Annotated in this window: 22 protein-coding genes; 11 read left to right on the top strand and 11 right to left on the bottom strand. The window is 69.2% G+C overall.

Going from position 1 to position 22,547, the window contains the following annotated elements:
• Positions 1–4 precede the first annotated feature (4 nt).
• Together ACTMTF_RS46760 and ACTMTF_RS46755 are read right to left on the bottom strand one after the other, a co-directional pair.
• The gene (locus ACTMTF_RS46760) at positions 5–526 is read right to left on the bottom strand and encodes a GNAT family N-acetyltransferase (RefSeq protein ID WP_441116548.1); all 522 of its coding nucleotides are present in this window, start codon (positions 524–526) and stop codon (positions 5–7) included.
• Complete coding sequence (locus ACTMTF_RS46755) at positions 523–1,560, bottom strand: LacI family DNA-binding transcriptional regulator (protein ID WP_441116547.1); 1,038 nt, start codon at positions 1,558–1,560, stop codon at positions 523–525. Before ACTMTF_RS46755 ends, ACTMTF_RS46760 begins: the two co-directional genes overlap by 4 nt.
• A gap of 11 nt (positions 1,561–1,571) precedes the next feature.
• Here ACTMTF_RS46755 and ACTMTF_RS46750 point away from each other — a divergent pair, with 11 nt between their 5' ends.
• The 6 genes from ACTMTF_RS46750 to ACTMTF_RS46725 all read left to right on the top strand — a co-directional run bounded on the left by ACTMTF_RS46750 (position 1,572) and on the right by ACTMTF_RS46725 (position 7,917).
• Complete coding sequence (locus tag ACTMTF_RS46750) at positions 1,572–2,726, top strand: trans-sulfuration enzyme family protein (RefSeq protein ID WP_441116546.1); 1,155 nt, start codon at positions 1,572–1,574, stop codon at positions 2,724–2,726.
• A 121-nt stretch (positions 2,727–2,847) separates the two neighbouring features.
• Positions 2,848–4,107: an ABC transporter substrate-binding protein gene (locus ACTMTF_RS46745; protein ID WP_441116545.1), complete on the top strand. Its 1,260-nt coding sequence runs from the start codon at positions 2,848–2,850 to the stop codon at positions 4,105–4,107.
• Positions 4,104–5,003, top strand: coding sequence for a carbohydrate ABC transporter permease (locus ACTMTF_RS46740; protein ID WP_441116544.1), 900 nt, complete (start codon positions 4,104–4,106; stop codon positions 5,001–5,003). Before ACTMTF_RS46745 ends, ACTMTF_RS46740 begins: the two co-directional genes overlap by 4 nt.
• Positions 5,000–5,815 (top strand): carbohydrate ABC transporter permease, encoded by an 816-nt coding sequence (locus ACTMTF_RS46735; protein WP_441116543.1) that lies wholly within the window; start codon positions 5,000–5,002, stop codon positions 5,813–5,815. Before ACTMTF_RS46740 ends, ACTMTF_RS46735 begins: the two co-directional genes overlap by 4 nt.
• Positions 5,816–6,070: 255 nt before the next feature.
• Complete coding sequence (locus tag ACTMTF_RS46730) at positions 6,071–6,301, top strand: DUF485 domain-containing protein (RefSeq protein WP_229699447.1); 231 nt, start codon at positions 6,071–6,073, stop codon at positions 6,299–6,301.
• A complete protein-coding gene (locus ACTMTF_RS46725) occupies positions 6,298–7,917 on the top strand; it encodes a solute symporter family protein (protein WP_441116542.1) in 1,620 nt (539 codons plus the stop codon). The genes ACTMTF_RS46730 and ACTMTF_RS46725 overlap by 4 nt, the downstream gene beginning before the upstream one ends.
• Before the next feature lie 68 nt (positions 7,918–7,985).
• On the opposite strand, the gene ACTMTF_RS46720 is transcribed toward ACTMTF_RS46725, so the two are convergent.
• The 7 genes from ACTMTF_RS46720 to ACTMTF_RS46690 all read right to left on the bottom strand — a co-directional run bounded on the left by ACTMTF_RS46720 (position 7,986) and on the right by ACTMTF_RS46690 (position 15,580).
• Complete coding sequence (locus tag ACTMTF_RS46720) at positions 7,986–8,573, bottom strand: GTP-binding protein (RefSeq protein WP_441116541.1); 588 nt, start codon at positions 8,571–8,573, stop codon at positions 7,986–7,988.
• Complete coding sequence (locus ACTMTF_RS46715; protein ID WP_441116540.1) at positions 8,554–8,946, bottom strand: DUF742 domain-containing protein; 393 nt, start codon at positions 8,944–8,946, stop codon at positions 8,554–8,556. The genes ACTMTF_RS46720 and ACTMTF_RS46715 overlap by 20 nt, the downstream gene beginning before the upstream one ends.
• Complete coding sequence (locus ACTMTF_RS46710; RefSeq protein WP_397002041.1) at positions 8,943–9,347, bottom strand: roadblock/LC7 domain-containing protein; 405 nt, start codon at positions 9,345–9,347, stop codon at positions 8,943–8,945. Before ACTMTF_RS46710 ends, ACTMTF_RS46715 begins: the two co-directional genes overlap by 4 nt.
• On the bottom strand, positions 9,344–11,629 hold the full coding sequence (locus tag ACTMTF_RS46705; protein WP_441116539.1) for a sensor histidine kinase: 2,286 nt from the start codon (positions 11,627–11,629) through the stop codon (positions 9,344–9,346). Before ACTMTF_RS46705 ends, ACTMTF_RS46710 begins: the two co-directional genes overlap by 4 nt.
• Positions 11,630–11,838: 209 nt before the next feature.
• Entirely contained in the window at positions 11,839–13,380 is a 1,542-nt protein-coding gene (locus ACTMTF_RS46700) for a prenyltransferase/squalene oxidase repeat-containing protein (RefSeq protein WP_441116538.1), read from the bottom strand.
• Positions 13,381–13,382: 2 nt separating this feature from the next.
• Positions 13,383–14,240 carry a terpene synthase family protein gene (locus tag ACTMTF_RS46695; RefSeq protein WP_441116537.1) on the bottom strand — a complete coding sequence of 286 codons (858 nt, stop codon included), beginning with the start codon at positions 14,238–14,240 and terminating at the stop codon, positions 13,383–13,385.
• The gene (locus ACTMTF_RS46690) at positions 14,237–15,580 is read right to left on the bottom strand and encodes a cytochrome P450 (RefSeq protein ID WP_441116536.1); all 1,344 of its coding nucleotides are present in this window, start codon (positions 15,578–15,580) and stop codon (positions 14,237–14,239) included. Before ACTMTF_RS46690 ends, ACTMTF_RS46695 begins: the two co-directional genes overlap by 4 nt.
• A gap of 128 nt (positions 15,581–15,708) precedes the next feature.
• Between ACTMTF_RS46690 and ACTMTF_RS46685 the strand changes: the two genes are divergently transcribed.
• On the top strand, positions 15,709–16,731 hold the full coding sequence (locus ACTMTF_RS46685) for a polyprenyl synthetase family protein (protein ID WP_441116535.1): 1,023 nt from the start codon (positions 15,709–15,711) through the stop codon (positions 16,729–16,731).
• Between the two features lie 3 nt (positions 16,732–16,734).
• Here the strand turns inward: ACTMTF_RS46685 and ACTMTF_RS46680 are convergent, their stop codons facing one another.
• Positions 16,735–18,345 carry a wax ester/triacylglycerol synthase family O-acyltransferase gene (locus ACTMTF_RS46680; RefSeq protein WP_441116534.1) on the bottom strand — a complete coding sequence of 537 codons (1,611 nt, stop codon included), beginning with the start codon at positions 18,343–18,345 and terminating at the stop codon, positions 16,735–16,737.
• Between the two features lie 143 nt (positions 18,346–18,488).
• Positions 18,489–19,544, bottom strand: a complete 1,056-nt coding sequence (locus tag ACTMTF_RS46675) for a sulfite oxidase (protein ID WP_441116533.1) — start codon at positions 19,542–19,544, stop codon at positions 18,489–18,491.
• A 273-nt stretch (positions 19,545–19,817) separates the two neighbouring features.
• Here ACTMTF_RS46675 and ACTMTF_RS46670 point away from each other — a divergent pair, with 273 nt between their 5' ends.
• The 4 genes from ACTMTF_RS46670 to ACTMTF_RS46655 all read left to right on the top strand — a co-directional run bounded on the left by ACTMTF_RS46670 (position 19,818) and on the right by ACTMTF_RS46655 (position 22,320).
• Positions 19,818–19,964 carry a hypothetical protein gene (locus tag ACTMTF_RS46670; RefSeq protein WP_441116532.1) on the top strand — a complete coding sequence of 49 codons (147 nt, stop codon included), beginning with the start codon at positions 19,818–19,820 and terminating at the stop codon, positions 19,962–19,964.
• Complete coding sequence (locus ACTMTF_RS46665) at positions 19,913–20,248, top strand: class I SAM-dependent methyltransferase (protein WP_441116564.1); 336 nt, start codon at positions 19,913–19,915, stop codon at positions 20,246–20,248. The genes ACTMTF_RS46670 and ACTMTF_RS46665 overlap by 52 nt, the downstream gene beginning before the upstream one ends.
• Positions 20,249–20,375: 127 nt before the next feature.
• Positions 20,376–21,092, top strand: coding sequence for a hypothetical protein (locus ACTMTF_RS46660; RefSeq protein WP_441116531.1), 717 nt, complete (start codon positions 20,376–20,378; stop codon positions 21,090–21,092).
• Entirely contained in the window at positions 21,016–22,320 is a 1,305-nt protein-coding gene (locus ACTMTF_RS46655; protein WP_441116530.1) for a hypothetical protein, read from the top strand. Before ACTMTF_RS46660 ends, ACTMTF_RS46655 begins: the two co-directional genes overlap by 77 nt.
• Positions 22,321–22,547: the final 227 nt, after the last annotated feature.

Below are 22,547 nucleotides of genomic sequence, written 5' to 3'. Positions count from 1 at the left end.
GTCGTCAGCGGTCGTGCGCCCACGTCCGCAGGAAGAGGACGCGGCCCTTCTCCTCTACCCGCTCCGGCTCGTCGCCGGTGAGCCGGAAGCCCAGGGCCCGCGCGACGGAGATGCTGGGGGCGTTGTCGGGCTCGATCTCCAGCAGGACGCGGGGGATCTCCAGGACCTGATGGGCGTAGTCCATCAGCAGCCGGGTGGCGCGCGGGGCCAGCCGCTGCCCGCGGTGGGCGGCGCCGATGGCGTAGCCCATGCTGCCCCGGGAGAGGCTGACCAGCACCTCGCCGAGCGGCTTGTGGCCGTCGGTGGTGACGGCGAGGTGCAGCCGCTCCCCGGCGGCGCGGGTGCGGCGGGCCTTCTCCAGGTACGCGCGCGCCTCGTCGAGGCCGAAGGGGGAGGCCAGCGGAGTGCGGTAGGCGACGCCGGGATCGTCGAACAGCTCCGCCATGACCGGCAGGTCCGCTTCTTCCCACTCGCGCAGCACGAGGTCATGGCCGGTCAGCCGGACGGGCGAGGTGGGTAACGTCATGGGCGACCTCCGGTGGGCGAGGCGTCGATTCTACGACTCGGCGCGCGGCCGGGCAGCTCGCCCGAGCCGCGGGCGACCAGCTCGACCGGCACCTTGACCCGGCGCCTGCCCGACTCGCCGTCGAGCAGCAGGTCGACGGCGCTGCGCGCCAGCCTGGCCACGTCGTAGCGGACCACCGTGACGCCCGGGTTGAAGACGTCCGCCAGGGCGAAGTCGTCGAAGCCCACGTACGCGGGCCGTTCCGGACGCTCCCGCAGCGCCTGCAGGATGCCGATCGCGGCCCGGTTGTTGGTGGCGAACAGCGCCGTCGGCGGGTCCGCCAGGTCGAGCAGCCGGCTCACCTCACGGGAGACCCGCCACGGGTCGAACACCCCCCGCACCACCAGGGACTCGTCGACGGGCAGGCCCGCCGCCCGCAGCGCCGTACGGTAGCCGGACGCGCGGTCGTGCACGGAGCTCAGCCCGTCGTCGTCGGAGATCAGCGCGATGCGGCGGTGGCCGCGCGCGATGAGGTGCTCGGCCGCGACGAGACCGCCCTTGACGTCGTCGAGCACCACCACGTCCGCCTGTTCGAGGCCCGCCGGGACCCGGTCGACGAACACCGCCGTCAGGCCCGGATGCTCGCCCAGCCAGCCGTGGTCGGCGGCCGAGGGGACGATGATGAGGGAGTCGACGCCCCGGGCGTACATCGACTCGACCAGCATCCGCTCCCGTTCCGGCCGCTCCTCGTAGGAGCCGAACACCACGAGCGCCTCATGGTCGGCCGCGGCCGCCTCGACCGCCTTGGCAAGGCGGGAGTAGAACTCGTTGGAGATGTTCTCCATGATCAGGCCGAGGGTGAGCATGGTGGCGCCGCGCGCCAGGCGGCTGGCGGCCTCGTTGCGGCGGAAGCCCAGCGTGCTGATGGCGGTCAGCACCCGCTGCCGCAGCACGGCGCTGACGTGCGGCTCCTGGTTGACCACCCGCGAGACCGTTTTGAGGCTCACCCCGGCGTGCCTGGCCACGTCGACCATGGTCGGTTTCCGCGCTGTCATAGTCTGCCCCCATGGATGATGAATGGATCTGCGGCCGGCTGGGCGAGGACGAGCCCTGGGTGATGGGCGCGGTCAACCCGCCGATCTTCGAGAACTCCCTGTTCACTTTCGACACGGCGGGCGAGCTCGGCGAGGCGATCAGGAACGAGGACGAGAGGTACGTCTACTGGCGTGGCACCAACCCGACCGTCGATCTGGCGCAGCGCAAGCTGGCCGCGCTGGAGCGGGCGGAGCGGGCCAAGTGCTTCGCCTCGGGCATGGGCGCCATCGCGGCGACGATCTCCTCGCTGGTCTCGGCCGGCGACCACGTGCTGGTGCTGGGCGCGGTCTACGGGCCGACCACCCAGTTTCTGCGTTACCTGGAGAAGTTCGGCGTCACGCATACGCATGTCGTCGATCTGGCAGCCGGTGACAGCGCTATCAGGGAGAGCACCCGCCTACTGTACTTCGAGTCGCCCTCGTACATGCGGTACGAGATCTTCGACATCCCCGCCGTCACCCGCTGGGCCGGCGAGCACGGCCTGGTGACCGTGATGGACAACACCTGGTCCACGCCGATCTTCCAGAAGCCGCTGACGATGGGCGTGGACCTGGTCGTGCACTCCCTGTCGAAGTACGTGGGCGGCCACAGCGACCTGGTGGGCGGGGTGGTCGCCGGGCCGTCGCGGCTGATCAGGCCGCTGGCGCTGACCGAGTACCAGCTCTACGGGGCGGCGATGTCGCCGCACGACGCGGCCAAGGTGATCAAGGGACTGCGTACGCTGCCCGTCCGGATGGTCGCGCACCAGGAGCGCGGGATGGCGGTCGCCGGGTTCCTGGCGGACCATCCGGCGGTGCGGCAGGTGAACTATCCCGGACTGCCCTCACATCCCGGTCATGGCATGGCCATTCGTCAAATGTCCGGCTTCTCCAGCCTTTTCAGCATCGAACTGGCCACGGAGTCCCGCGCGGCCGTCGCCTCCTTCCTCGACGCGTTGCGGCATTTCCGGATCGGAGTGTCGTGGGGCGGGTTCGAGAGCCTGGTCAACGCCCCGGCGCTGTCCACCGAGGAGAGCGTGCGCGTCACCATGGGCATCCCCGTCGGGCTCGTGCGGCTGTCGGTCGGGCTGGAGGCGGCCGAGACGCTGATCAAGGATCTGGGCCTGGCGCTGGAGCGGATCGGTTGATCGCCGGGCCGGTCTCGGTCCGGTGGCGAATCGGCCGATCCGGCGTCCCGGTCTAGCGCCGGAACGGCCCAGTCGCCTAGCGTGATTGACAGCGCTGTCTTACCTCTCTGGAGGCCCCACCATGAAATCCCCCCTCCTGGCGGCAGCAGCCGCCGCCACGCTGGTGCTGGCCGGATGCGGCTCCGGCTCGTCCTCCTCCTCCGGGGAGGTACAACTGCGCATGATCGAGAGCCTGACCAGCCCCGAGCGGACCAAGCTGATCAGGACGCTGCTCGCGGACTTCGAGAAGGCCAACCCCGGCGTCACCGTCGAGCTGGTCTCACCACCGCTGGACAGCGCCGACCAGAAGATCACCCAGATCCTGCAGACCAAGAAGGACCTGGACGTGCTGGAGGTCCGCGACCACACGGCCAAGTCCTTCACCAACAACGGCTGGCTGGCCGAGCTGCCCACCACCGACTGGCCCGGCTGGGCGGACCTGACCGAGCTGGCCCAGACCAAGGCCGTCGAGGTCGGCGGCAAGCCCTACCTGATCCCTTACGGCTTCTACCAGCGGACGCTGTTCTACCGGACCGACTACGGCATGACCGCGCCGCCGAAGACCTGGCAGGAGCTCTACGAGGCGGGCAAGAAGATGACCACCGGCGACCGGTTCGGCTACTCCTTCCGGGGCGGCAAGGGCGGCGCCGACTACGCGGTCATGATGATCAGCGCCTACAACGGCGAGGCCCTGAATCCCGAAAAATCCTTCTTCCTGAAGGACAAGCGCACCATCTTCTCCACCCCGGAGGCCACGCAGGCCCTCGACCTCTACGTCAAGATCTTCAAGGAGGCGTCGCCGCCCGACTCGGTGTCGTGGGGCTACCCGGAGATGGTCCAGGGCTTCACCTCGGGCGTCACCGGCATGCTCATCCAGGACCCCGAAGTGATCAAGACGGTGGAGGAGAGCGGGGTCACCGCCTGGTCCACCGCCCCCATCCCCAAGGGCCCGAGCGGCTACGCCTTCCAGCCGGTCGGCTACGCGGGCTGGGGCGCCACCTCCTTCAGCGCGCACCCCAAGGAGGCGGTCAAGCTCGTGCAGTTCCTGTCGGAGGCCGAGCAGAGCATCGCCTTCGCCAAGGGCAACTCACTGATCCCCATCTCCAAGCAGGCCCAGAGCGACCCGCAGTTCTCCCAGGGCGCCTGGAAGGCCTACCTGGAGGCGCAGCAGGACCCCAAGCAGGTCATCACCATCCGCCCGGTGGACTATCCCGGCTGGAGCCAGTTCAACGTCGACTCCGACCGTGACATCCAGGCGCTGATCACCGGTAAGAAGACCACCGCCGAGGTGCTCAAGTCGTGGGACGCCTTCTGGACGGACCAGGCGAAGAAGGTCTCTTGAGCACCCGCGCGAAACCCGCGTTCACCGGGCGCAAGGCCAGGTTCATCGCCCTGTGCCTGCTGCCCGGTGTGGTGTTCGTGGCGCTGTTCACGTACTACCCGATGGTGCGTGGCGCGATCATCGCCTTCCAGCGCTACAACCTGTTCGACCTGACCGCCACGCCGTTCGTCGGGCTGGAGAACTTCCGGTCGGTGCTGGCCGAGGACCGGTTCTGGACGGCGCTGCGCAACACCGGCACCTGGGTGGTCGTGTCGCTGTTCTTCCAGTTCTTCCTCGGGTTCGGGCTGGCGCTGCTGCTGCGGCGCCACTTCCGGGGGCGCGGGCTCTACCAGGCGTGGGTGTTCTTCCCGTGGGCCATGTCGGGGTTCCTGATCGGGCTGCTGTGGCGCTGGATGTTCAACGGGCAGTTCGGCGTGATCAACGACCTGCTGCTCAAGGCGGGGATCATCGACGAGCGCATCGGCTTCCTCGCCTCGCCCGGCTGGGCGATGACCTCGGTGATCGTGGCCAACGTCTGGTACGGCGTGACGTTCTTCGCCATCATGATCATGGCCGCGCTGCAGTCGGTGCCCCGCGAGCTGTACGAGGCGGCGTCGGTGGACGGGGCGTCGCGGCTGCGCCAGTTCTGGCACGTGACGCTGCCGCACATCCGGCCCACGCTGGCGCTGATCGTGCTGCTGCGGATCATCTGGATCCTCAACTTCCCCGACCTCATCTACGCCATGACGGGCGGCGGCCCGGCCGGGAGCACCGACATCATCACCACGTTCCTCATCCAGCAGGTCGCGGGCGGCGACTACGGCCGGGCGGGCGCGGTCGGGCTGCTGGTCCTCGGCCTGCTGCTGGCCTTCAGCGTCTTCTACCTGAACGCGACCCGATTCGAGAAGGCCCGATGAGACGTCTCGCCAAGGTGATCGTGCTCACCGTCTGGCTGCTGATCACGCTGTTCCCGCTCTACTGGATCGTCGTCACCTCGCTCAAGCCCAAGGCCGAGATCTTCTCCCTGCCGCTGCGCTACTGGCCCGGCGCCGTGACGTTCGAGCACTACGCCGAGCTGTTCTCCTTCGCCGACTTCGGGACGTACCTGCTCAACAGCCTCATGGTCTCCCTGGTCTCGGCCGGCGTCGTGACGGTGACCGGGGTGCTCGGCGGCTACGTCCTGGCCCGGTTCGCCTTCCCCGGCAGGGGGGCGCTGATGCTGGCCTTCCTCGTCACCCAGATGATCCCGCTGTTCATCGCGCTCGGCCCGCTCTACCTGCTGATGTCGGATCTCGACCTGCTCAACAGGCTGGCCGGGCTCATGCTGGTCTACGTCGCCATGCTGGTGCCGTTCGCCACGATCATCATGCGCGGCTTCTACGAGCGGGTGCCGGTGGCGCTGGAGGAGGCCGCGCAGGTCGACGGCGCGTCGCGGATGGTCGCCATGATCAGAGTGGTGATGCCGGTCATGCTGCCCGGCATCGCGGCCACGTTCATCTTCGCCTTCGTGCAGTGCTGGAACGAGCTGTTCCTGGCGATCACGTTCATCGACAGCGAGGACGCCAAGACCATCCCGGTCGCGATGAACTCCTTCATCACGCAGTACGACATCGACTGGGGCGCGATGGCGGCCGCCACGGTGGTGTCGGTGATCCCGACCCTGGTGATGTTCGCCGTCATCCGGCGCTACATCGTCGAAGGGCTGACCGCTGGAGCGGTCAAAGGATGACCAACCGTTCGTCGTACCGAACGGACCATTCGTCGCAGCCGCCGCCCAACTGAACGCCGTTGAGCGGCGGCTCGCCGAACAAGTTCATGCTCCCCCTCCACGTGGGGTAGGTGTCCCTCTTACCGTGAGCGTGATCCGCATCACAGTGGAGGTCTCGTGACAACCCAAGAACATGACGCGTCTGTCTATGAAGAAGTCCAGAGGAGCAGTGAGTTCCAAGATCTGAAGAGGCGTTTCCGCCGGTGGACGTTCCCGATGACGGCGGCGTTCCTGGTGTGGTACCTGCTGTACGTGGTGATGTCGGGCTGGGCCCGCGACTTCATGGCCATCAAACTGCTCGGTGAGATCAACGTCGGACTGATCTTCGGGTTGCTCCAGTTCGTGACGACCTTCGGCATCGCGTGGGCCTACTCCAGGCACATGGAGAAGGTGCTCGACCCCATTTCCGACAAGCTCCGCCACGAGGTCGAGGAGAAGGCCAAGTGAGTTCACAAGTCCTCGCCACGATCCTCTTCCTTTCCTTCGTGGCCGCCACGCTCGGCATCACGGTCTGGGCCAGCCGCCAGACCAAGACCGCGGCTGACTACTACGCGGGCGGCCGCTCGTTCACCGGCGTGCAGAACGGCCTGGCCATCGGCGGCGACTACATGTCGGCGGCCTCGTTCCTCGGCATCGCAGGCATCATCGCGCTGTACGGCTACGACGGCTTCCTCTACTCCATCGGCTTCCTGGTCGCCTGGCTGGTGGCGCTGCTGCTGGTGGCCGAGCTGATGCGTAACTCCGGCAAGTTCACCATGGCCGACGTGCTCGCCTTCAGGATGAGCCCCCGGCCGGTGCGCACCGCGGCCGGCGTCTCGACCATCGTCGTCAGCATCTTCTACCTGCTCGCGCAGATGGTCGGCGCGGGCGCCCTGGTCGGCCTGCTGCTCGGCATCACCTCCGACGCCGGCAAGATGTGGACGATCATCGCCGTCGGCACCCTGATGGTCATCTACGTGGTGTTCGGCGGCATGAAGGGCACCACCTGGGTGCAGATCGTCAAGGCCGTGCTGCTGATGAGCGGCGCCGCCCTGGTGACCATCCTGGTGCTGGGCAAGTTCGGCTTCAACCTGTCGGCGCTGCTCAGCCAGGCCGCCACGACCAGCGGACCCTCCGGCAACACCGGCAGCTTCCTCAGCCCGGGTCTGAGGTACGGCACCGAGGCGCAGGGACTCGCGGGGAAGATCGACCTGATCAGCCTCGGCCTCGCCCTGGTGCTCGGCACGGCGGGCCTGCCGCACATCCTCATCCGCTTCTATACGGTCCCGACCGCCAAGGCAGCGCGCAAGTCGGTCATGTGGGGCATCGGCCTCATCGGCACCTTCTACCTGCTGACGCTGGTCCTCGGCTTCGGTGCCGCCGCTGTGGTCGGCGCCGACACCATCCGCGCGGAGGACCCGGCCGGTAACACGGCCGCCCCGCTGCTGGCGCAGCGGATCGGTGAGGAGATCTTCGGGCCGGTGGGCGGCACGATCCTGCTCGCGCTGATCGGCGCCGTCGCCTTCGCCACCATCCTGGCGGTGGTCGCGGGCCTCACGCTCGCCTCCTCCTCCAGCTTCGCCCACGACCTGTACGCGCACGTCTTCAAGCGCGGCCAGGCCAGCGAGCGTCAGGAGGTCGTGGTGGCCAGGCTCTCCGCCCTGGTGATCGGCGCCGCCGCCATCGGGCTGGGCATCCTCGCCCAGGGGCAGAACGTGGCGTTCCTGGTGGCCCTGGCCTTCGCGGTCGCGGCCTCGGGCAACCTGCCGGCGATCCTCTACAGCCTGTTCTGGAAGAGGTTCAACACGGCGGGGGCGGTCAGCGCCATCTACGGTGGCCTGGTCTCCGCGCTGCTGCTGGTCATCTTCTCGCCGGTGGTCTCGGGCGGACCCACGGCGCTGTTCAAGGACGCCGACTTCGCCTGGTTCCCGCTGAGCAACCCGGGGATCATCTCGATCCCGCTCGGGTTCTTCTGCGGCTGGCTCGGCACGGTCCTGAGCAAGGAGTACAACGCCGCCAAGTACGCCGAGATCGAGGTCCGATCCCTCACCGGCGTGGGCGCGGAGCAGGCTACCAAACACTGACGCGCACTGACGCGCACACAGCGGGGCCCGGCACGGACTGCACGCCGTGCCGGGCCCGTTTCGTGCGGTCAGGAGCCGACCGGCTCCGCCCGGAGTTTCGCCGAGTGCTTCACCAGCGAGATGAGCACCTCCCGGCTGGAGTCACGCTTTCTGGCGTCGCACATGATGATCGGGATCGACGGCTTGAGCTGCAGCGCGAGTCGTACCTCCGCGAGCTCGAACGTCTCGGAGTTCTCGAAGCAGTTGACCGCGACCACGAACGGGGTGCCGCGCCGCTCGAAGTAGTCGACCGAGGGAAAACAGTCGGCCAATCGGCGGGTGTCGGCCAGGATGACCGCGCCCAGCGCGCCTTCCGCCAGCTCGTCCCAGACGAACCAGAACCGCTCCTGCCCCGGCGTGCCGAACAGGTAGAGGACGTACTCCTCGCCGATCGTGATGCGGCCGAAGTCCATCGCCACCGTGGTCGTCCGTTTGGCCTCGACGCTGGACAGGTCGTCGATGCCGATGCCGCGGTCGGTGAGCACCTCCTCGGTGCGCAGCGGTCTGGTCTCCGAGACCGCGCCGACCATCGTGGTCTTGCCCGCGCCGAACCCGCCGGCGATGAGAATCTTGATCGCCGTCGGCAGGCGCGGCCGGTTAGAGCGATCGAAGGCCATCGAGCACCGCCCTGTACATCTTCATGTCACGCATGTCCATTTCGGATTGCGGCTCCTGGGCCGAGACGAGCTCCCTGTCGAACAGGTCGCCGAGCAGCACGCGGATGGTGCCCGCGGGCAGGTTGAGATGTGCGGCGATCTCCGCCACGGACTTCGGCTCCCTGCAGAGCCGGAGGATCGAGTGGTGCTCCGGATCGAGCCCGGCGTCGGGGCCCGGTGGCGGTCCCACGGCGAGGGCCATGGAGATCAGGTTGAACCTGCCGTGCACGGGCGCGGTCCGCCCCCGCGTCACCACGTAGGGCCGGATGATCTCCGGATCGATCCAGTGCTGCTCGTCGCTCGGCTCGCCCGAGGATCCGTAGTCCCCGTTCACCGCTCGGCCCCGGCGCGGGTCCCCGAGGTGAGATATTGGCCGACGCGGGCCACGAGCATGGCCATCTCGTAGGCGACGAGGCCGATGTCGGCGCCCTGCCCGCAGAGCACCGCGAGGCAGGCCCGCTCGCCCGCCACGGTCACGATGAGGAACTGCGATCTCCACTCCACCACGGTCTGCTTGACCGGGCCGCCCCGCACATGATCGGAGACGCCTTTGGCCAGGCTCTGCAGCCCGGAGGCCACCGCCGACAGGTGCTCGCCGTCGGTCCGCTGGAGCGCGGCGGAGGAAGCCATGAGCAGCCCGTCGGAGGACAGCACGATCGCGTGCTCGGCCTCCTTGACGCGGCCGGTCAGGTCATCGAGGAGCCAGTTGAGGTCTGTGCCGGCACCTGGTGTCACGTGTCGCCTCCCGACTGTTCTTCCATGAGCCTGGCCGCCTCGGTCCTGCCGAGCCGGGTGCCGGACTGCAGGGATCCCATCATCGCCCGGATCTCCTCTGGCGAGCGCTCGTCATCGTCGTCCTCAAGATCTGGAGTGGTGGGCGGGCCGTCCTCACGCAGGGCCGCGGCCAGGTTGGCCTGCGGCACCCGCAGCGGCAGTCCTCCCGGGGTGAACACGGATGGTGCTTCGGGCGTGGGCTCCGTCGCCGCCCCCTTCTCGATTCGCTGGGGCGGGTCGGGCTGAGGCTGCTGAGGCGGCCTGGAAGAGCCGGCCACCTTCAGCGCGCGGACGTTGCGCTCGGTCGCCGGGCGCTCCGTCACCGGGCGTGTCGTCGTGGCCGTCGCCGACGTGGGAGTCCTGCGCGGCAGCCGCGGCGAGGAGTCCGTGTCGGCCGGTTCGGGCCCGGCGTCCACCTCCACCAGTTCCTGCGGCAGCAGCACGACCACCGTGGTGCCGCCGTAGGGCGAGTGCTTGAGCACCACCTTGACGTCGTGGCGTTCGGCCAGCTGGCTGACCACGTAGAGGCCCAGCCGGGCGGTGCCGCTGATGCGGAACTCCGGCGGGTCGGCGATGCGCTCGTTGGCCGCCGCCAGGTCCTCGGGCTTCATGCCGAGCCCCTGGTCCTCGATCTCGATGACGTAGCCGTTGGCCACGAGCTGACCGCTGACCCGCACGTTGGTGTACGGGGGCGAGAAGGAGACGGCGTTCTCGATGAGCTCGGCCAGCAGGTGGATCACGTCGCCGACGGCGCGGCCGACGAGCACCACCTCGCCCATCGGCATGAGCGTCACCCGGGTGTAGTCCTCGACCTCGGCCAGCGCGCCGCGCACCACGTCCACCATGGGCACCGAGCGGCGCCAGGTGCGCGCGGGGGAGGAGCCGGACAGCACGATGAGGTTCTCGGCGTTGCGGCGCATGCGGATGGCGAGGTGGTCCAGGCGGAAGAGCTGCTTCAGCTCCTCGGGGTCGGTCTCCTGCCGCTCCATCACGTCCAGGACGGTGAGCTGCCGGTGCACCAGGCCCTGCGTCCTGCGCGCCAGGCTGAGCAGGATGTCGCGGATGCCGCGACGCAGCTCGGCCTGCTCGGCGGCGACGCTGATGGCGGTGCGCTGCACGGTGTTGAACGCCTGACCGACCTGGCCGATCTCGTCGTCGCCGAAGTCGAGGTCGGGGACCTCCCGGCTGACGTCGACCACCTCGCCGCGGCCGATCCGCTCCACCACGCCGGGCAGTCGCTCGTCGGACAGCTCGTGGGCGGCGTCGCGGAGCTTCTTCAGCTGGGCGAGCAGCTGCCTGGTCGTGGTGATGGAGAGCACGATCGAGGCGATGACCGCGATCAGGCCGAGGCCGCCGGCCAGCACCAGCCGGACGATGACGCCGATGGCGACGGGTGTGATCCGCTCCAGCAGCCGGTCCCCGGCCGCGACCGTCACGTTGTGCATGTCGGCCAGGGTCGCCTCGGCGGCCTTGCGCCACTCCTCGCTGCTGACGGGCAGGACGTCCGTGCCCGCCCGGTGCCGGATGAGCCGCTCCTCCATGCTCAGCAGCCGGGTGGCGGGCGCGCTCTTGAGCCAGGCCTCGTAGTGGGGCCTGTCCACCTCCGGAAGTTTGGCCATGGCCTCGGACAGGGTCTGGCGGAAGACTCCGGCGGCGGCCACGAAGTCGGCGTGCTCCACCTCGGTGAACCCGTCGCGGGCGAACACGCCGGCCATGATCGCGTCCTCGCGGGCGAGGAACTCGCGCGAGTGGTGCATCTCGGCCAGCGTCCGGCCGTCCTTGGCGACCTCCTTGTCGTCGAACGCGGCGACGGAGTCGTACATGCGGTAGAAGTCGTCGATGATGGTGTTGTAGGGAGTCGCCGCCTGTGAGGGAGGCGTGACGCCCGTGTCGATCGCCTTCCTGATGGCGTCGAGGCCCGTCAGCCGGCTCTCGACGGCGGCCACGCGCTCTTCCAGCAGGGCGTCCGCGCCCAACCGCACCGCGGTGCCGTCGACGGAGTCGGCGAACACGGCGTGCGCCGCGTCCGTCCTGACTCGCTGCTCGCGGAGCGTCGCCTCGCCGGCGGGTCGCAAACGGTTGCCGAGGCTGGCGACGGTCAGCCGGCGCTCGCGCTGCAGCTCGACGAGCAGTGGCTCGCTCGGCTCCACCACGCTGCTGTTGATGGTGGCGGCCCATAGCATGTTGACGCCCTCCCGGAGCGTCACCCAGGCGGCGAAGGCCCACAGGAGTGCGAGCGACACGATTAGTGCAGTGACCTTTGACCGGACACTGGCGTTACGGAAGCGCATCGAGCCCACCCCTGGAGAAAGCAGGGTAGTCAGCCTGCCTTGTCAAGACGGAAAGATGAGCAACCCAAGAATCAGACACCCGGGTCACCTTAGCAACGCAGGGTTGCTCTCTCAACGCGAATCGATACCATCGGGACGCTATGTCCCGATTTCCCGTACAATTATCCCTTTGAGCTCTTTGCTACGTAAAGAGCGGCTAGGATGGCTGCTCGCACGATTGCTGTCGGCGAGTAAAGGTCCTTGTCATGCCATAGCGGTGTAAAATCTGATAACGCCTCTTCTTGGGTGAGAAATGCGCATCCTCGCCAGGCGGCTTTCAGGCATCGTTCGTCCGGCTCGGGGCCGGAGAGCAGGAGAATCTGCATGGCGTAGGCGGTCTCCTCCGGGCCGCCCGCCCAACGCCCCCACGATCCGTCGGCACGCTGGTTGGCCAGCACCCATTCCCTGGCTCGGTGGATCGGCGCGGCGTGCCGTGGCCCGCCGAACTCGCCGAGCGCCAGGACGCAGCTGAGCGTGGCGTAGAAGGGGGAGGCGTGCCAGCGGTCCTCCCAGCTTCCGTCGGGCCGCTGCCGGGCGGCCAGCCAGCTTCCTACGCGCGCCATCACCGGCCCGTAGACCGCCGCCGCCGCCGGCCTGGCGCGCACGTACTGACCGAGCGCGTCCAGCACGTGGGCGTTCACGCTGACCGAGACGCCGTCCTCGCCCTGCCAGGTGCAGAAGTGGGCGCCCGTGTCGAACGTCATCAGGGACGAGGGATCGCAGGGCACGCCGAGCAGGGCCAGGGCGTGGAGCGCGACGCTGGTGGTGTCCGCGTCGGCCGGCAGCCCGGCGCCCGCGGGCGTGCCCTGGGGGCGGATCGCGGTCCTCAGGTCGGCGATCATCTCGGGCGGCACCCGTACCGGCACGCCCGCCCTGATCAGCCAGCTCAGCACCCAGCCGCGCTCGAAGACGGTGATGGGCAGCCCGACCGGGACCGGCCCGCCGCTCCGCCGGGCCACCGCCTCCAGATGATGCCGGGCGGCGGCGGCCGCGTCGGTCAACGTCGCGTGGGTCTGCGTCGTGTCGGCCGGGGTCGCGTGGGTCAGGGCCGCGTCGATCGGGGCGAGTGCGGCGAGCCAGGTCGCCGTCGCCGCGGGGGAGGCGCCGACGGTGCCGAGCGGCGCGGGCCGGACGGCGCCGGCTCGGGCCGCGTCCGTGCCCGCGACCTCCAGGACGTGCAGCACCTTCTGCGGCGGCTCCTGCCCCGAGGACAGCAGCCGCTTGACCCCGTCGAGGCGGGTGGTGTCCATGCCGGGCGCCGTCAGCGGGTCACCGTGGCCGTGCGCGTTGATCAGCTCGACGAGGGCGGGCACGATCAGGTCGATCGCCGGCGTGTCGGGCAGGTCGGGCGGCTGCCGGAGAAGGTGCTGCAGCGCCCGCAGCCCGGACCGGGCCGCCGGGACGACGGCGGGGTCCTGTGCCGCCGTGCTCAGCAGTGCCTCCGTGGCGCTCAGCGTGGGCACCAGGCCGTAGCCGTCGGGAGCGCCCCAGGAGCCGTCGCCGTGCTGCTCGGCCAGCAGGAAGGCCACCCTCTCGCCATGGCCGGGCAGCCATGGGGCGAGCGTGACCAGCCGCCCGGTCTCGTAGACCGACGCGGACACCTGGCCCCAGGGCTGTGCCATGAGCCCGTCGACGAGATCGCTGGCGTTCTGGACGAAGTCCATGGTCATCCCGCCCAGAAGTCGGTCAGCTCGTAGAAGCCGGCGCTGTAGTGGACCTGCCACCACAGATACTCGGCTGCTCGGGGATGGACGTTCCTCAGCGGCTCGATCAGGCCGGCGGCCTCGTGTGACAGCTCCGCCAGCCGGGCTGTCACCTCGTCGCGGGTCATGCCCAGCGTGAAGGCGTTGAGGTCGCCGAAGCTGCGCTCCCTGTGGTGTGTGGCCAGGTCGTTGAGCAGCCGGAGATAGCGCTGCACCACGTCGCAGGCCGGACGCAGCCGGTCCAGGTCGCCGGGGCCGCCGGCCAGGCCGGTGTGGATCCAGTGCGAGACGCTGATGAAGCCGGCCCCGCAACTGTCGGCGTTGGCCAGATACCGCTCCGGCGTCGGCGCCTGCGGAGCCCGGCTCCAGTCCCATTCGCGGGCCATGGCCGTGAGCATGCGCTCCAGTTGATCGCGCCAGGCCGCTTCCAGCGCGGGGAAGCCGGGCGTGCCGGCCAGATCGCCGCGCAGGTCCGCGAGGAAACCGCCGGCGGGCGAGCGGGGGGCGGCCCCGCCGGCCGCAGCCAGGCATTCGGTCACCAGGGCGGCAACGTCCTCCCGGCAGGTCGCCTCCTGGTCGATGAGCCGGTCCACGGCGAACACCAGCAGAGAGGAGCGGTTGACGGCACGCAGGCCGTCGACCGTGGCCCACGGCGAGCCGAACGCGCCGGCCAGCGCCAGGGACAGGTAGAGCCCGGCGTCGAAGGACCCCTCGGGGAAGAGCTCGGGATGCTTGGCCGCGCTGCGGGCCAGGTCACGGCTGCCGGCCACGGCCAGGGCGCACGTCCGCCCATCCGCGAACAGCTCGGACGACGTCCTCATCGCCGGGCCGCCGGGTGCAGCGTCATCATCAGCCCGGACGGTGGCCGTAGCGACGAGGCGAGCTGGGGGGAGACCGGGCCGTCGCTGTGGACCACCGGCCGGTACCTCCTGAGGATGCCGGCGATCAGCAGGGGAGCCTCCATCATGAACAGGGCCTGCCCCAGGCACACGTGCGGCCCCGCGATGAACGGCAGGTAGGCGTAGCGGTGCCGCCCGGACTCGTTCCCCGGCGTGAACCGCTCGGGCTCGAACGTCAGTGGCCGCTCCCAGAACTGCGGCAGGCGCTGGGTCAGATACGGGCTGAGCATCACGGTGGACCCGGCTTCGATCGTGACTCCGCCGACGACGTCCGTGGCGAGGGCCTTGCGGGGGAGCATCCAGGCCGGTGGGTACAGGCGCAGCACCTCGCTGACGAACATCCGCAGGTACGTCAGCTCCGGCAGATGGGAGACGCTGACCGGGGCGTCGCCGACCACCCTGTCCACTTCCTCGTACACCCGGGCAGCGGCCTCGGGGTGGGCGGCGAGCGCCGGCCAGACCCAGGTGAGCACCGTGGTCGTGGTGTCGGTGGAGGGTCCGTGCATGGCCACCATGTCGTCCCTGATCCGCCGGTCGCCCTCCGGTCCGGTCTCGTCCCGGCGGGCCCGGCACAGCCGCGAGACGACGTCGTCGCCGTCCTGCTTCTGCGCCCTGACCTGCTTGATGCGGAGGTAGACGACCTCGTCGACGGTCCTGATCGCGCGCTTGAAGGCCCGGTCCCCCGGTAAGGGCACGCGCTCCGGCACGAACGGCATCAGGTGCCGGATGGCGTTGGCGGTGACGGCGACGTCGTAGGCCGGGCCCAGCCGGTTCATGTCCGCCACGGAGATCTTCTCGCCGAAGAACAACCGCACGATCATCGGATGCACGATCGCGGACATCGTCTTGGCGATGTCGAGGGGCCGTCCCGGAGTGATGATCTCGTCGATGGACCTGTCGATGCTGTCCGCCATGCGTTCGGCCAGCGAGTTGACGTACCTGGCGGTGAAGAGCGGCTGCAGGATCCGCCTGCTGTCCGCCCAGTTGTCGCCGTCGGACAGGATGCCGTGACCGACGAGCGGGGCCAGCGGATCCCAGAACATGCCTTCGCGGACGAAGTTCGGCTGGTTGGTCGTCAGGACGTGCTGGACGTGGTCGGGGTGGGTGACCAGATAGGGGCGAAACGGTCCCATGTTCAGGCGGACGAGCTCGCCGCCCGCCTGCGCGCCCGCCTCCTCCAGAGCGTTGACCGGGACGCGCCAGTGCCTGGTCAGCCTGCTGAGAAAGGGGAGGGTTCTGACGGAGGCAGTGGTGGTCGCCATGTGCGTGCCTCCTCCTCAGCCCAGCCATCTGTCTCACATAACGGACATAAGCTGACGAAAGTCGAATCTAGACGGAGTATCACATGATCATGCATATAGTTCAAGATCGCCTTGAGTAGGAGCTCGTCATGAATGCCAGCCGTCCTGACGCCGTCCAGGCGGGTGCGGAGGCGATCAATCGCTGTCGGCGCCTGCTCGAACCCGCCCTGCGCGAAGCGGTCTCGGTGCTGCACCCATCGGGGGCCAGGATGGTGGGATTCGCCCTCGGCTGGTCGGATGTCGACGGCCGGCCGGCCATCGGTGACGGTGGTAAACACCTGCGACCGGCCATCGCCATGCTGTCCGCCGAGGCCGTCGGCGCCCCGCCGGAGACGGCGCTGCCGGGAGCCGTCGCCGTGGAGCTGGTGCACGCGTTCTCGCTGGTGCACGACGACATCATGGACCTCGACGAGCGGCGCAGGCACCGGCCGACGTTGTGGCGGGCCTACGGCGCGGGCCCGGCTCTGCTGGCCGGCGACGCCATGCTGGCGCTGGCGATCGACCGGCTCGCCGGCACCGGCGCCCCCATGGCCTATCTGTCCAGGGCGCTGGTCGAGCTCGTCCAGGGGCAGACCCTCGACCTGGCCTTCGAGAGCCGCCCGTGGAGCGGGTCCGGCCAGGTCACCGTCCAGGAGTACGAGGAGATGGCCGCGGGCAAGACCGGCAGCCTGCTGGGTGCGGCGGCCGCGACCGGGGTGGCGCTCGGCGGCGCGCCGGAGCTGGCCGAGCGTGCCTGGGAGATGGGCTGTGAGTTCGGCGTCGCCTTCCAGATCTACGACGACGTCCTCGGCATCTGGGGCGACCCGGCCATCACCGGCAAGCCGGTCCACGGCGACCTGCGCCGCGGCAAGAAGACCCTCCCGATCATCGCGGCCCTGTCCGCGGGCGGCCCGGCCGCCCGCGAGCTGACCGCCGTGATCGGCTCGCCCGACATGGACGAGGAAGCCGTACTGGGGGCCGCCCGTCTCGTCGAGGAGGCTGGCGGCAGGCAGGCGGCGCTGGACCTGGCGGCCCGCCGGGCCAGGAGCGCCATGAAGATGATGGAGGAGTGCCTGCCCGGCGACACCGCCCTCCGCGACGTGTGCGGCTCCCTGATCGACCGCATCCGCTGACCGTCAGCCCGCGGCCCCGTCACGGAACTCATCGCCCACCCGATCGTCCAGCAGCTCGTCCAGTGCCACCCGCAGGTGGCCGAGCAGACTCCACACGTCGTCCATCCGCTCCGGACAGGCGACGATGCCGAAGTCGATCATGCCGTCGTAGGACAGGCAGGTGATGTTCACCCCGCCGCTGAGGTCGGTCAGCACCGACATCGGGTAGTACGACAGGACCCGCCCGCCACACAGGAACAGCGGGAACTGCGGCCCCGGCACGTTGCTGATGATCAGGTTGATCGGCGGGCACGCCACCGCGGCGAGCCGGAAGATCGCCGGCGTCGCCAGACCGGCGACCGGCGCGGGCAGCAGCGCGCACAACTCGTCCAGCCACCAGGTGGACGCCATCGCGAAACGCCGCTTCGCCGCGCTCATCGTCTCCCCGGCCACCCGCAGCCGCTCCCTGGCTCCGGCGACATGCGTGGGCAGTGTGGTGACCAGCGCCGAGATCTGGTTGCCGACCCGTTCACTGGCCGCTGCCGTACGGACCGCCACCGGGACGCCCACGATCAGCGGCTGATCGGGCAGCGCGTCCCGCTCCAGCAGCCATGACCTCAGCGCCGACGCGCACAACGCCATGATCACGTCGTTGACGCGGACGTCGTTGGCCTTGGCCACGTTCCGGACGTCCTTGTACGACACCGAACCGAAGGCCAGGCGCCTGTTCGCGCTGATGGGCCCGTTGAACGGCGTGCGCGGCACCGCCAGGCCGGGCGGTTCGGGGCGTGGTTCCAGGTCGCCGGCCGCCACCCGGGCCGCCTGGGCGATCAGCCGCGCGCCGGGCACCCTGGCCGCCAGCGGGATCGCGTCCAGCTCCCCCGCCATCCGGGCCGCGGAACGCAGCGTGCGCACGGGCTGCGTCGCGGCCTGCACGGCGGCTGCGGCGAGCATCTCCAGCAGGCTGGGCGCACCCGGCGGCCGGTTCGCCGCGTCGTGGGCCGGCATGCGCTCGTCGAGGTCGCCGGGCCCGTCAGGCCGATCACCCTCCCTGACGGTGGAGTCACCCCTGCCGCTCTTGGTGCTTCCGTGCTGACCGTCGGCCCCGTCACGGACGTCGGGGCTTTCAGGGCTTTCAGCGATTTCGAGGATTTCGGGGCCGCCAGGGGCGAGGTCGAGGAGGGTGGCGAGCGTTTCCGCGCCTGAGACGCCGTCGATGACCGCGTGGTGCACTTTCGTGTAGACCGCTACCGTCCCGTCGGCCAGCCCGTGGATGAGGTGCATCTCCCACAGCGGGTGCGCCCGGTCCAGCCGCCGGGCGTGGATCTCGGCCACCGCGTCGGCGAGCTCCCGCATGCCGCCGGGCGCGGCCAGGGTCAGCTCGAACAGGTGGCGATCGAGGTCGAAGTCCGGATCGTGAGCCCAGTAGGGCCGGTCCAGCCCGAGCGGCACCTCCACGAGGCGCAGGCTCAGCGCCGGCGAAAGGTGGAGGCGTTCGAGCAGCAGGCCGGCGAGCGCCTGCCGGTTGAGGCGGCCACCGGCCGGGTCGAGAATCGCCAGACCCGCGACATGAGCGGCGGTGGTCGCGGACTCGGCGTTCAGGAACTGCGTGTCGAGCGCGGACAGCTGGCGCATCTGCTCTCCTTTTCGCCGGGTACGTTCACCATCACATGAATGGATTACCGGAACGTTTCCGCGCGAGTCTCTCAGATGAATTCGAGCGCCTCGCGCACCCGGTTCATGAATTACGCAGATCAGCCGCTATCCGTGACATTTCTCTAACCACGCACCACGCGAATGGGGTGTTGTACGACGGCGTCGAAGTGATAGCCGAGCGGATTCCGGCGCGTGATCATGGGCTGTGTGGCTCCGGTCTCGTCGGTCGCCCGCGCCATGAGCACCTGCTCGCCCGGCTGCTCGGGCATCCACCAGACATGCCATGGCAACCAGGCGCTGACCAGGTGCGGGCCATGGTGCTCCGCCTCGTGCCAGCAGGCTCCGCCGTCAAAGCTGACCTCCACCCGCACGATCCGTCCGTGCCCCGACCACGACCTGCCGCGCAGAACGTGTGGCACGCCCGCCGGCAGGACGGCGTTCCAGGCGAGCTCGAATGCGCTCTTCACCGGTTGCTCGGCGACGTTGCGGTAGAACACCGTGTTCCACGGCGTGAAAGCGGAAGTCGTACAAACTTCAATTTCTCCCACCCACTTGATGGACGCGATTCCCGCCCAGCCGGGCACCACCAGTCGCGCCGGAAATCCATGGTCGGGGAGAAGCGGTTCGCCGTTCATCTCGTAGGCCACCAGGACGTCGGCCATCGCCTTGCCGATGGGCAGCGGCCTGCGTACGTGGCCGTACCCCTCGAACGGCGCGTCGAGCCCGTGAGCCACCACGTCCACGGCGTTCCCGCGTACGCCGGCCTCCCGCAGCAGCTCCCGCAGCGGCACTCCGCGCCAGCGCGCGACCCCGATCGCCCCCAGCCCCCACTGCGCTCCCGGTGCCGCGTCCCCCTCCTGTGACCCGTAGAACCGCCGGCCGTTCCCGGCGCACTCGATGGCCGCGTCGATCGTCCGCGAAGGCATGGACAGCAGCCGCTCGTAGTCGAACACGCCCGGCCGGCGCACCCCGTCCCCGTGCACCCGCAGCCGCCACCCGGTCACGTCGATCAGGGGAGTGGAGGTGTGGTTGCGGACGAAGAACCGGTCGGCGGGGGTGTGGTAGCCCTGGCCGGCCATGCTCTCCCAGCGCATCTCGGCGTTGCCGTCATGCCGTACGAACAGGTGCTCCGGCAGCGGCTTCACGATGGTCCCCAGCGCCTGCTTCACGTCGGCCACCTCCTAAGCTCTATATTTCCTACCTGTAAACCATCTAATCCTTCCAGTCGTGTCCATCGGCGCGCCTTCAACCGATCCCGGCATCCCGAAACCCGTCATATCAGGACATACCCGGAAACGCGCAGGGAGGAACGGTTCCTCTCCGCAGGTCTGCGGGGCCCCGACCCTCGCCTCGGTGCACGCCCCTGACGACGGTCACGCCGCCTTTGGGGTGATTCGCTCGGCAACCGGTCGCGGCGATTCATCATCTGGCCCGCTCATCATCTGGCCCGCATGAGCGAGCAAACCGATCTGGTCCGGCGTGGCTACGACGCCCTCTCCTACCGCTACCGCGGCGACGACACCGACGGGGCGAATACACCCCTTGGCTGGAGGATCTCCGCTCTCGTCTCCCCGACCGAGCATCCGTGCTGGATCTAGGCTGCGGTTGCGGTCTCCCCGTCGCGCGGTCGCTCGCCGCCGCCGGACATGAGGTGATGGGTGTCGACATCAGCGACGTTCAGATCCAGCGGGCGCGTCGCCTCGTTCCCGCCGGGACGTTCAGGCGGGCCGACGCCTTGACCCTCGATCTGCCACCCGCCTCCCTTGACGCGGTCGTGCTGAAGATCGTCTCCCAAGAGTTCGTCCCGGAAGGCAACGGCGGCCATGCCCTGTTCTGGGCGCGCAAACCATCCGACCAAGGGGCCGGAAAGGCCGCCGGCTGACCGTTCCTGGCCTGGGCCGAGGTGCGGCGACTGCTGGGTGGGCGGGCCGATCGGCTCCTGCACAGATCGCCGACCCTTTGGTGAGGCTGATCACCTTCCGCTACCGTGCCCTATGGCATGACTCAGGGTGATATCACCACAGCTACTGAACGTCCCCATCTGGGGCGACGGGCTACCGGGACGGGTCGGCATCCCGGTCCTCGACGTGCCGTTGGTCTCCGTGGGCGGCGGGCTCGGCTTCCTCACCCTGCTTGACGTGCTGCGTGTCCACGGAGTGCCGGCCGAGGCGATGCGGGTGCTCTCGGCCAACGACACGCCCTGGCAGAGCTTGCACTACCTCTGCCGCGCCTCCCAGCTCTCCGGGCACGAGCGCATCCGCTCCGACGCCGGGGCCAGGCCGGACAACATCCGAGGCTTCCCTTCCTACGCCGTCCAGGAGGCCTGGCGATTCCTACGCCGTCCAGGAGACCTGGTGAGAACGCCACCTGAAGCCGCTGCTGCGGGTGCTCACGGCCCGTGTTTCGCCGACTTCTACAGCTCGCTCGTAGGCCTGGTCAGCGCCACCGTGGAGGTCAGCGCCGCGGTGGAGGTCAGCGCTACGGTGGAGGTCAGCGCCACGGTCGAGCGAGACCGGCCAGACGGCCTCGGTCCGCTCGGCTTGCCCGGCGTATCGGCTACTGGACCATGCTCGCCAAGGGCCCGGTCCACGGTCGGCCGGTGCGCGGGCGGTGGCTACTTCACCGCCTTGGCCCCGCCGCCGGGCACCCGTGCCGCTGCTGCCGGCCGTGGTGACGGTCCTGCTGTCCGGGGTGGGCACCACGACCTCGACCCTCCACGGACATGACCGAACCTGCCGCAGCCACCTGCCCCTGCCCCTCTCCTCCCCGAATGGGATCGCCATGTCACTTCGTCAGCAGGTCACACCGCCAAGGCCGCTCGCGGCCGGTGACGTGGTGGCCGCCCATTCCGTCGATCTCGGGGAGTGGACGGCCGCGCAGGTCATCGGGCTCAACGCCGATTCACAGACGGCAGCGGTGCTCGAACTGAACTGGTCCGGCCCCGAGCCGTCGTCCGTCGCCGACCTCGGTGACGTCACCCCTCTCAAGCTCACCCACCACTCATGGAACGGGACGCTGTCCCTCTGCAACCACGAATGGGTCCTCCCTCGCAGTCACAAGGTCATCGGAGCGACGCGGCTGCTCCACGACGGACCGGCGAACAGCTGGGCCACCGGATGGCATCTGGGCGACCAGCTCGCTCGACAACGACGATGGGATCGCGGCGTCATCGAGGACCCGGTCGTGCCGTGGAAGGCGGAGTACACCGGCGCGACGGTCAACGAATCGTTCAGCCGGCCGGCAGCGCCACGACCAGAGATCATGCATCTGACGATCAGAGACATCGACTCCCTCGACTGTGCTCAGCTGGTCCAGCGGTTCCCCGCGTTGACGTGGCTTCATCTGTACGGACGCCTCGGACTGCTCTCCCATGCGGACGATCTACACCAACTCACTTGTCTTCAACGGCTCGGCATCGTTGATCTGTTCGGGATGACCCAGAAGGACTGCCTCCGGCCGCCTCGATTGCCAGAGCTGGAATCGGTGGACCTCTACGGCATCCCGGCCGAATACGCCGCGGCGATGCGCAAGGCCTGGCGTCCCGAGATCCCCGCCGGCACCTATGTGTCCATCCGCCGGACACGCAACCCTGAATGGATCGAGGAGAACCGGAACAATCCGCTGCGTGACTGGGACGGCCGGGAACAGATCAGTGCCGCCACATACAAGAAGGCCGTCGCTCAGTACAGGACGACGAGGAAGGCCGTCATCGAGGCGTGCGCTGAAGAGCCCGCCGACGTCCGACCGACTCGGATGGAAGAGATCGGGCGCGCCTACGGAGAGGCGTTCAACCAGCTTGACCAGCGGTCGGGCTTTATCGAGACCGTCGAACGCGAAGAACTCTTCGAGGCCCTCGACCACATCATGAACGATGCCGAAGCGCTCCACGGCCCCAGCTTTGAGAACGCCCGCAGCAGCCTCATCTCCGGAGTGGAATCCGTCCGGGAGTGGTAGGGAGGGCGCCATCGCGCCTGGCCCACTCCAGAACGCGAAGGCGTGCCCCGGCTCTGTGGCGTCGACCGGTTCTCCAACGTGTGGTCGGGGTCGGACAGCCTTCGAAGGCGAACAGGCGAACAGGCGAACAGGCGAACAGGCGGAGGCGGCAGGCGGAGGTGAGCAGAGCGAAGGCGAAGGTGAGCAGGGCGAAGACGAAGCTGAAGGTGAACAGGCGAAGCTGAAGG

It is taken from the genome of Nonomuraea sp. ZG12 (assembly GCF_052068115.1).
Lineage (GTDB): Bacteria > Actinomycetota > Actinomycetes > Streptosporangiales > Streptosporangiaceae > Nonomuraea.
The sequence above is the reverse complement of the archived record's forward strand: the minus strand, read 5'-3'. Positions and strand labels throughout refer to the sequence as shown.

Bases quoted from the DNA above. Each gene is read 5' to 3' on its own strand.
- ACTMTF_RS46760 (WP_441116548.1), bottom strand. From the start codon at position 526: ATGACGTTACCCACCTCGCCCGTCCGGCTGACCGGCCATGACCTCGTG.
- ACTMTF_RS46755 (WP_441116547.1), bottom strand. From the start codon at position 1,560: ATGACAGCGCGGAAACCGACCATGGTCGACGTGGCCAGGCACGCCGGG.
- ACTMTF_RS46750 (WP_441116546.1), top strand. From the start codon at position 1,572: ATGGATGATGAATGGATCTGCGGCCGGCTGGGCGAGGACGAGCCCTGG.
- ACTMTF_RS46745 (WP_441116545.1), top strand. From the start codon at position 2,848: ATGAAATCCCCCCTCCTGGCGGCAGCAGCCGCCGCCACGCTGGTGCTG.
- ACTMTF_RS46735 (WP_441116543.1), top strand. From the start codon at position 5,000: ATGAGACGTCTCGCCAAGGTGATCGTGCTCACCGTCTGGCTGCTGATC.
- ACTMTF_RS46730 (WP_229699447.1), top strand. From the start codon at position 6,071: ATGACGGCGGCGTTCCTGGTGTGGTACCTGCTGTACGTGGTGATGTCG.
- ACTMTF_RS46720 (WP_441116541.1), bottom strand. From the start codon at position 8,573: ATGGCCTTCGATCGCTCTAACCGGCCGCGCCTGCCGACGGCGATCAAG.
- ACTMTF_RS46700 (WP_441116538.1), bottom strand. From the start codon at position 13,380: ATGGACTTCGTCCAGAACGCCAGCGATCTCGTCGACGGGCTCATGGCA.
- ACTMTF_RS46695 (WP_441116537.1), bottom strand. From the start codon at position 14,240: ATGAGGACGTCGTCCGAGCTGTTCGCGGATGGGCGGACGTGCGCCCTG.
- ACTMTF_RS46690 (WP_441116536.1), bottom strand. From the start codon at position 15,580: ATGGCGACCACCACTGCCTCCGTCAGAACCCTCCCCTTTCTCAGCAGG.
- ACTMTF_RS46685 (WP_441116535.1), top strand. From the start codon at position 15,709: ATGAATGCCAGCCGTCCTGACGCCGTCCAGGCGGGTGCGGAGGCGATC.
- ACTMTF_RS46680 (WP_441116534.1), bottom strand. From the start codon at position 18,345: ATGCGCCAGCTGTCCGCGCTCGACACGCAGTTCCTGAACGCCGAGTCC.
- ACTMTF_RS46670 (WP_441116532.1), top strand. From the start codon at position 19,818: ATGAGCGAGCAAACCGATCTGGTCCGGCGTGGCTACGACGCCCTCTCC.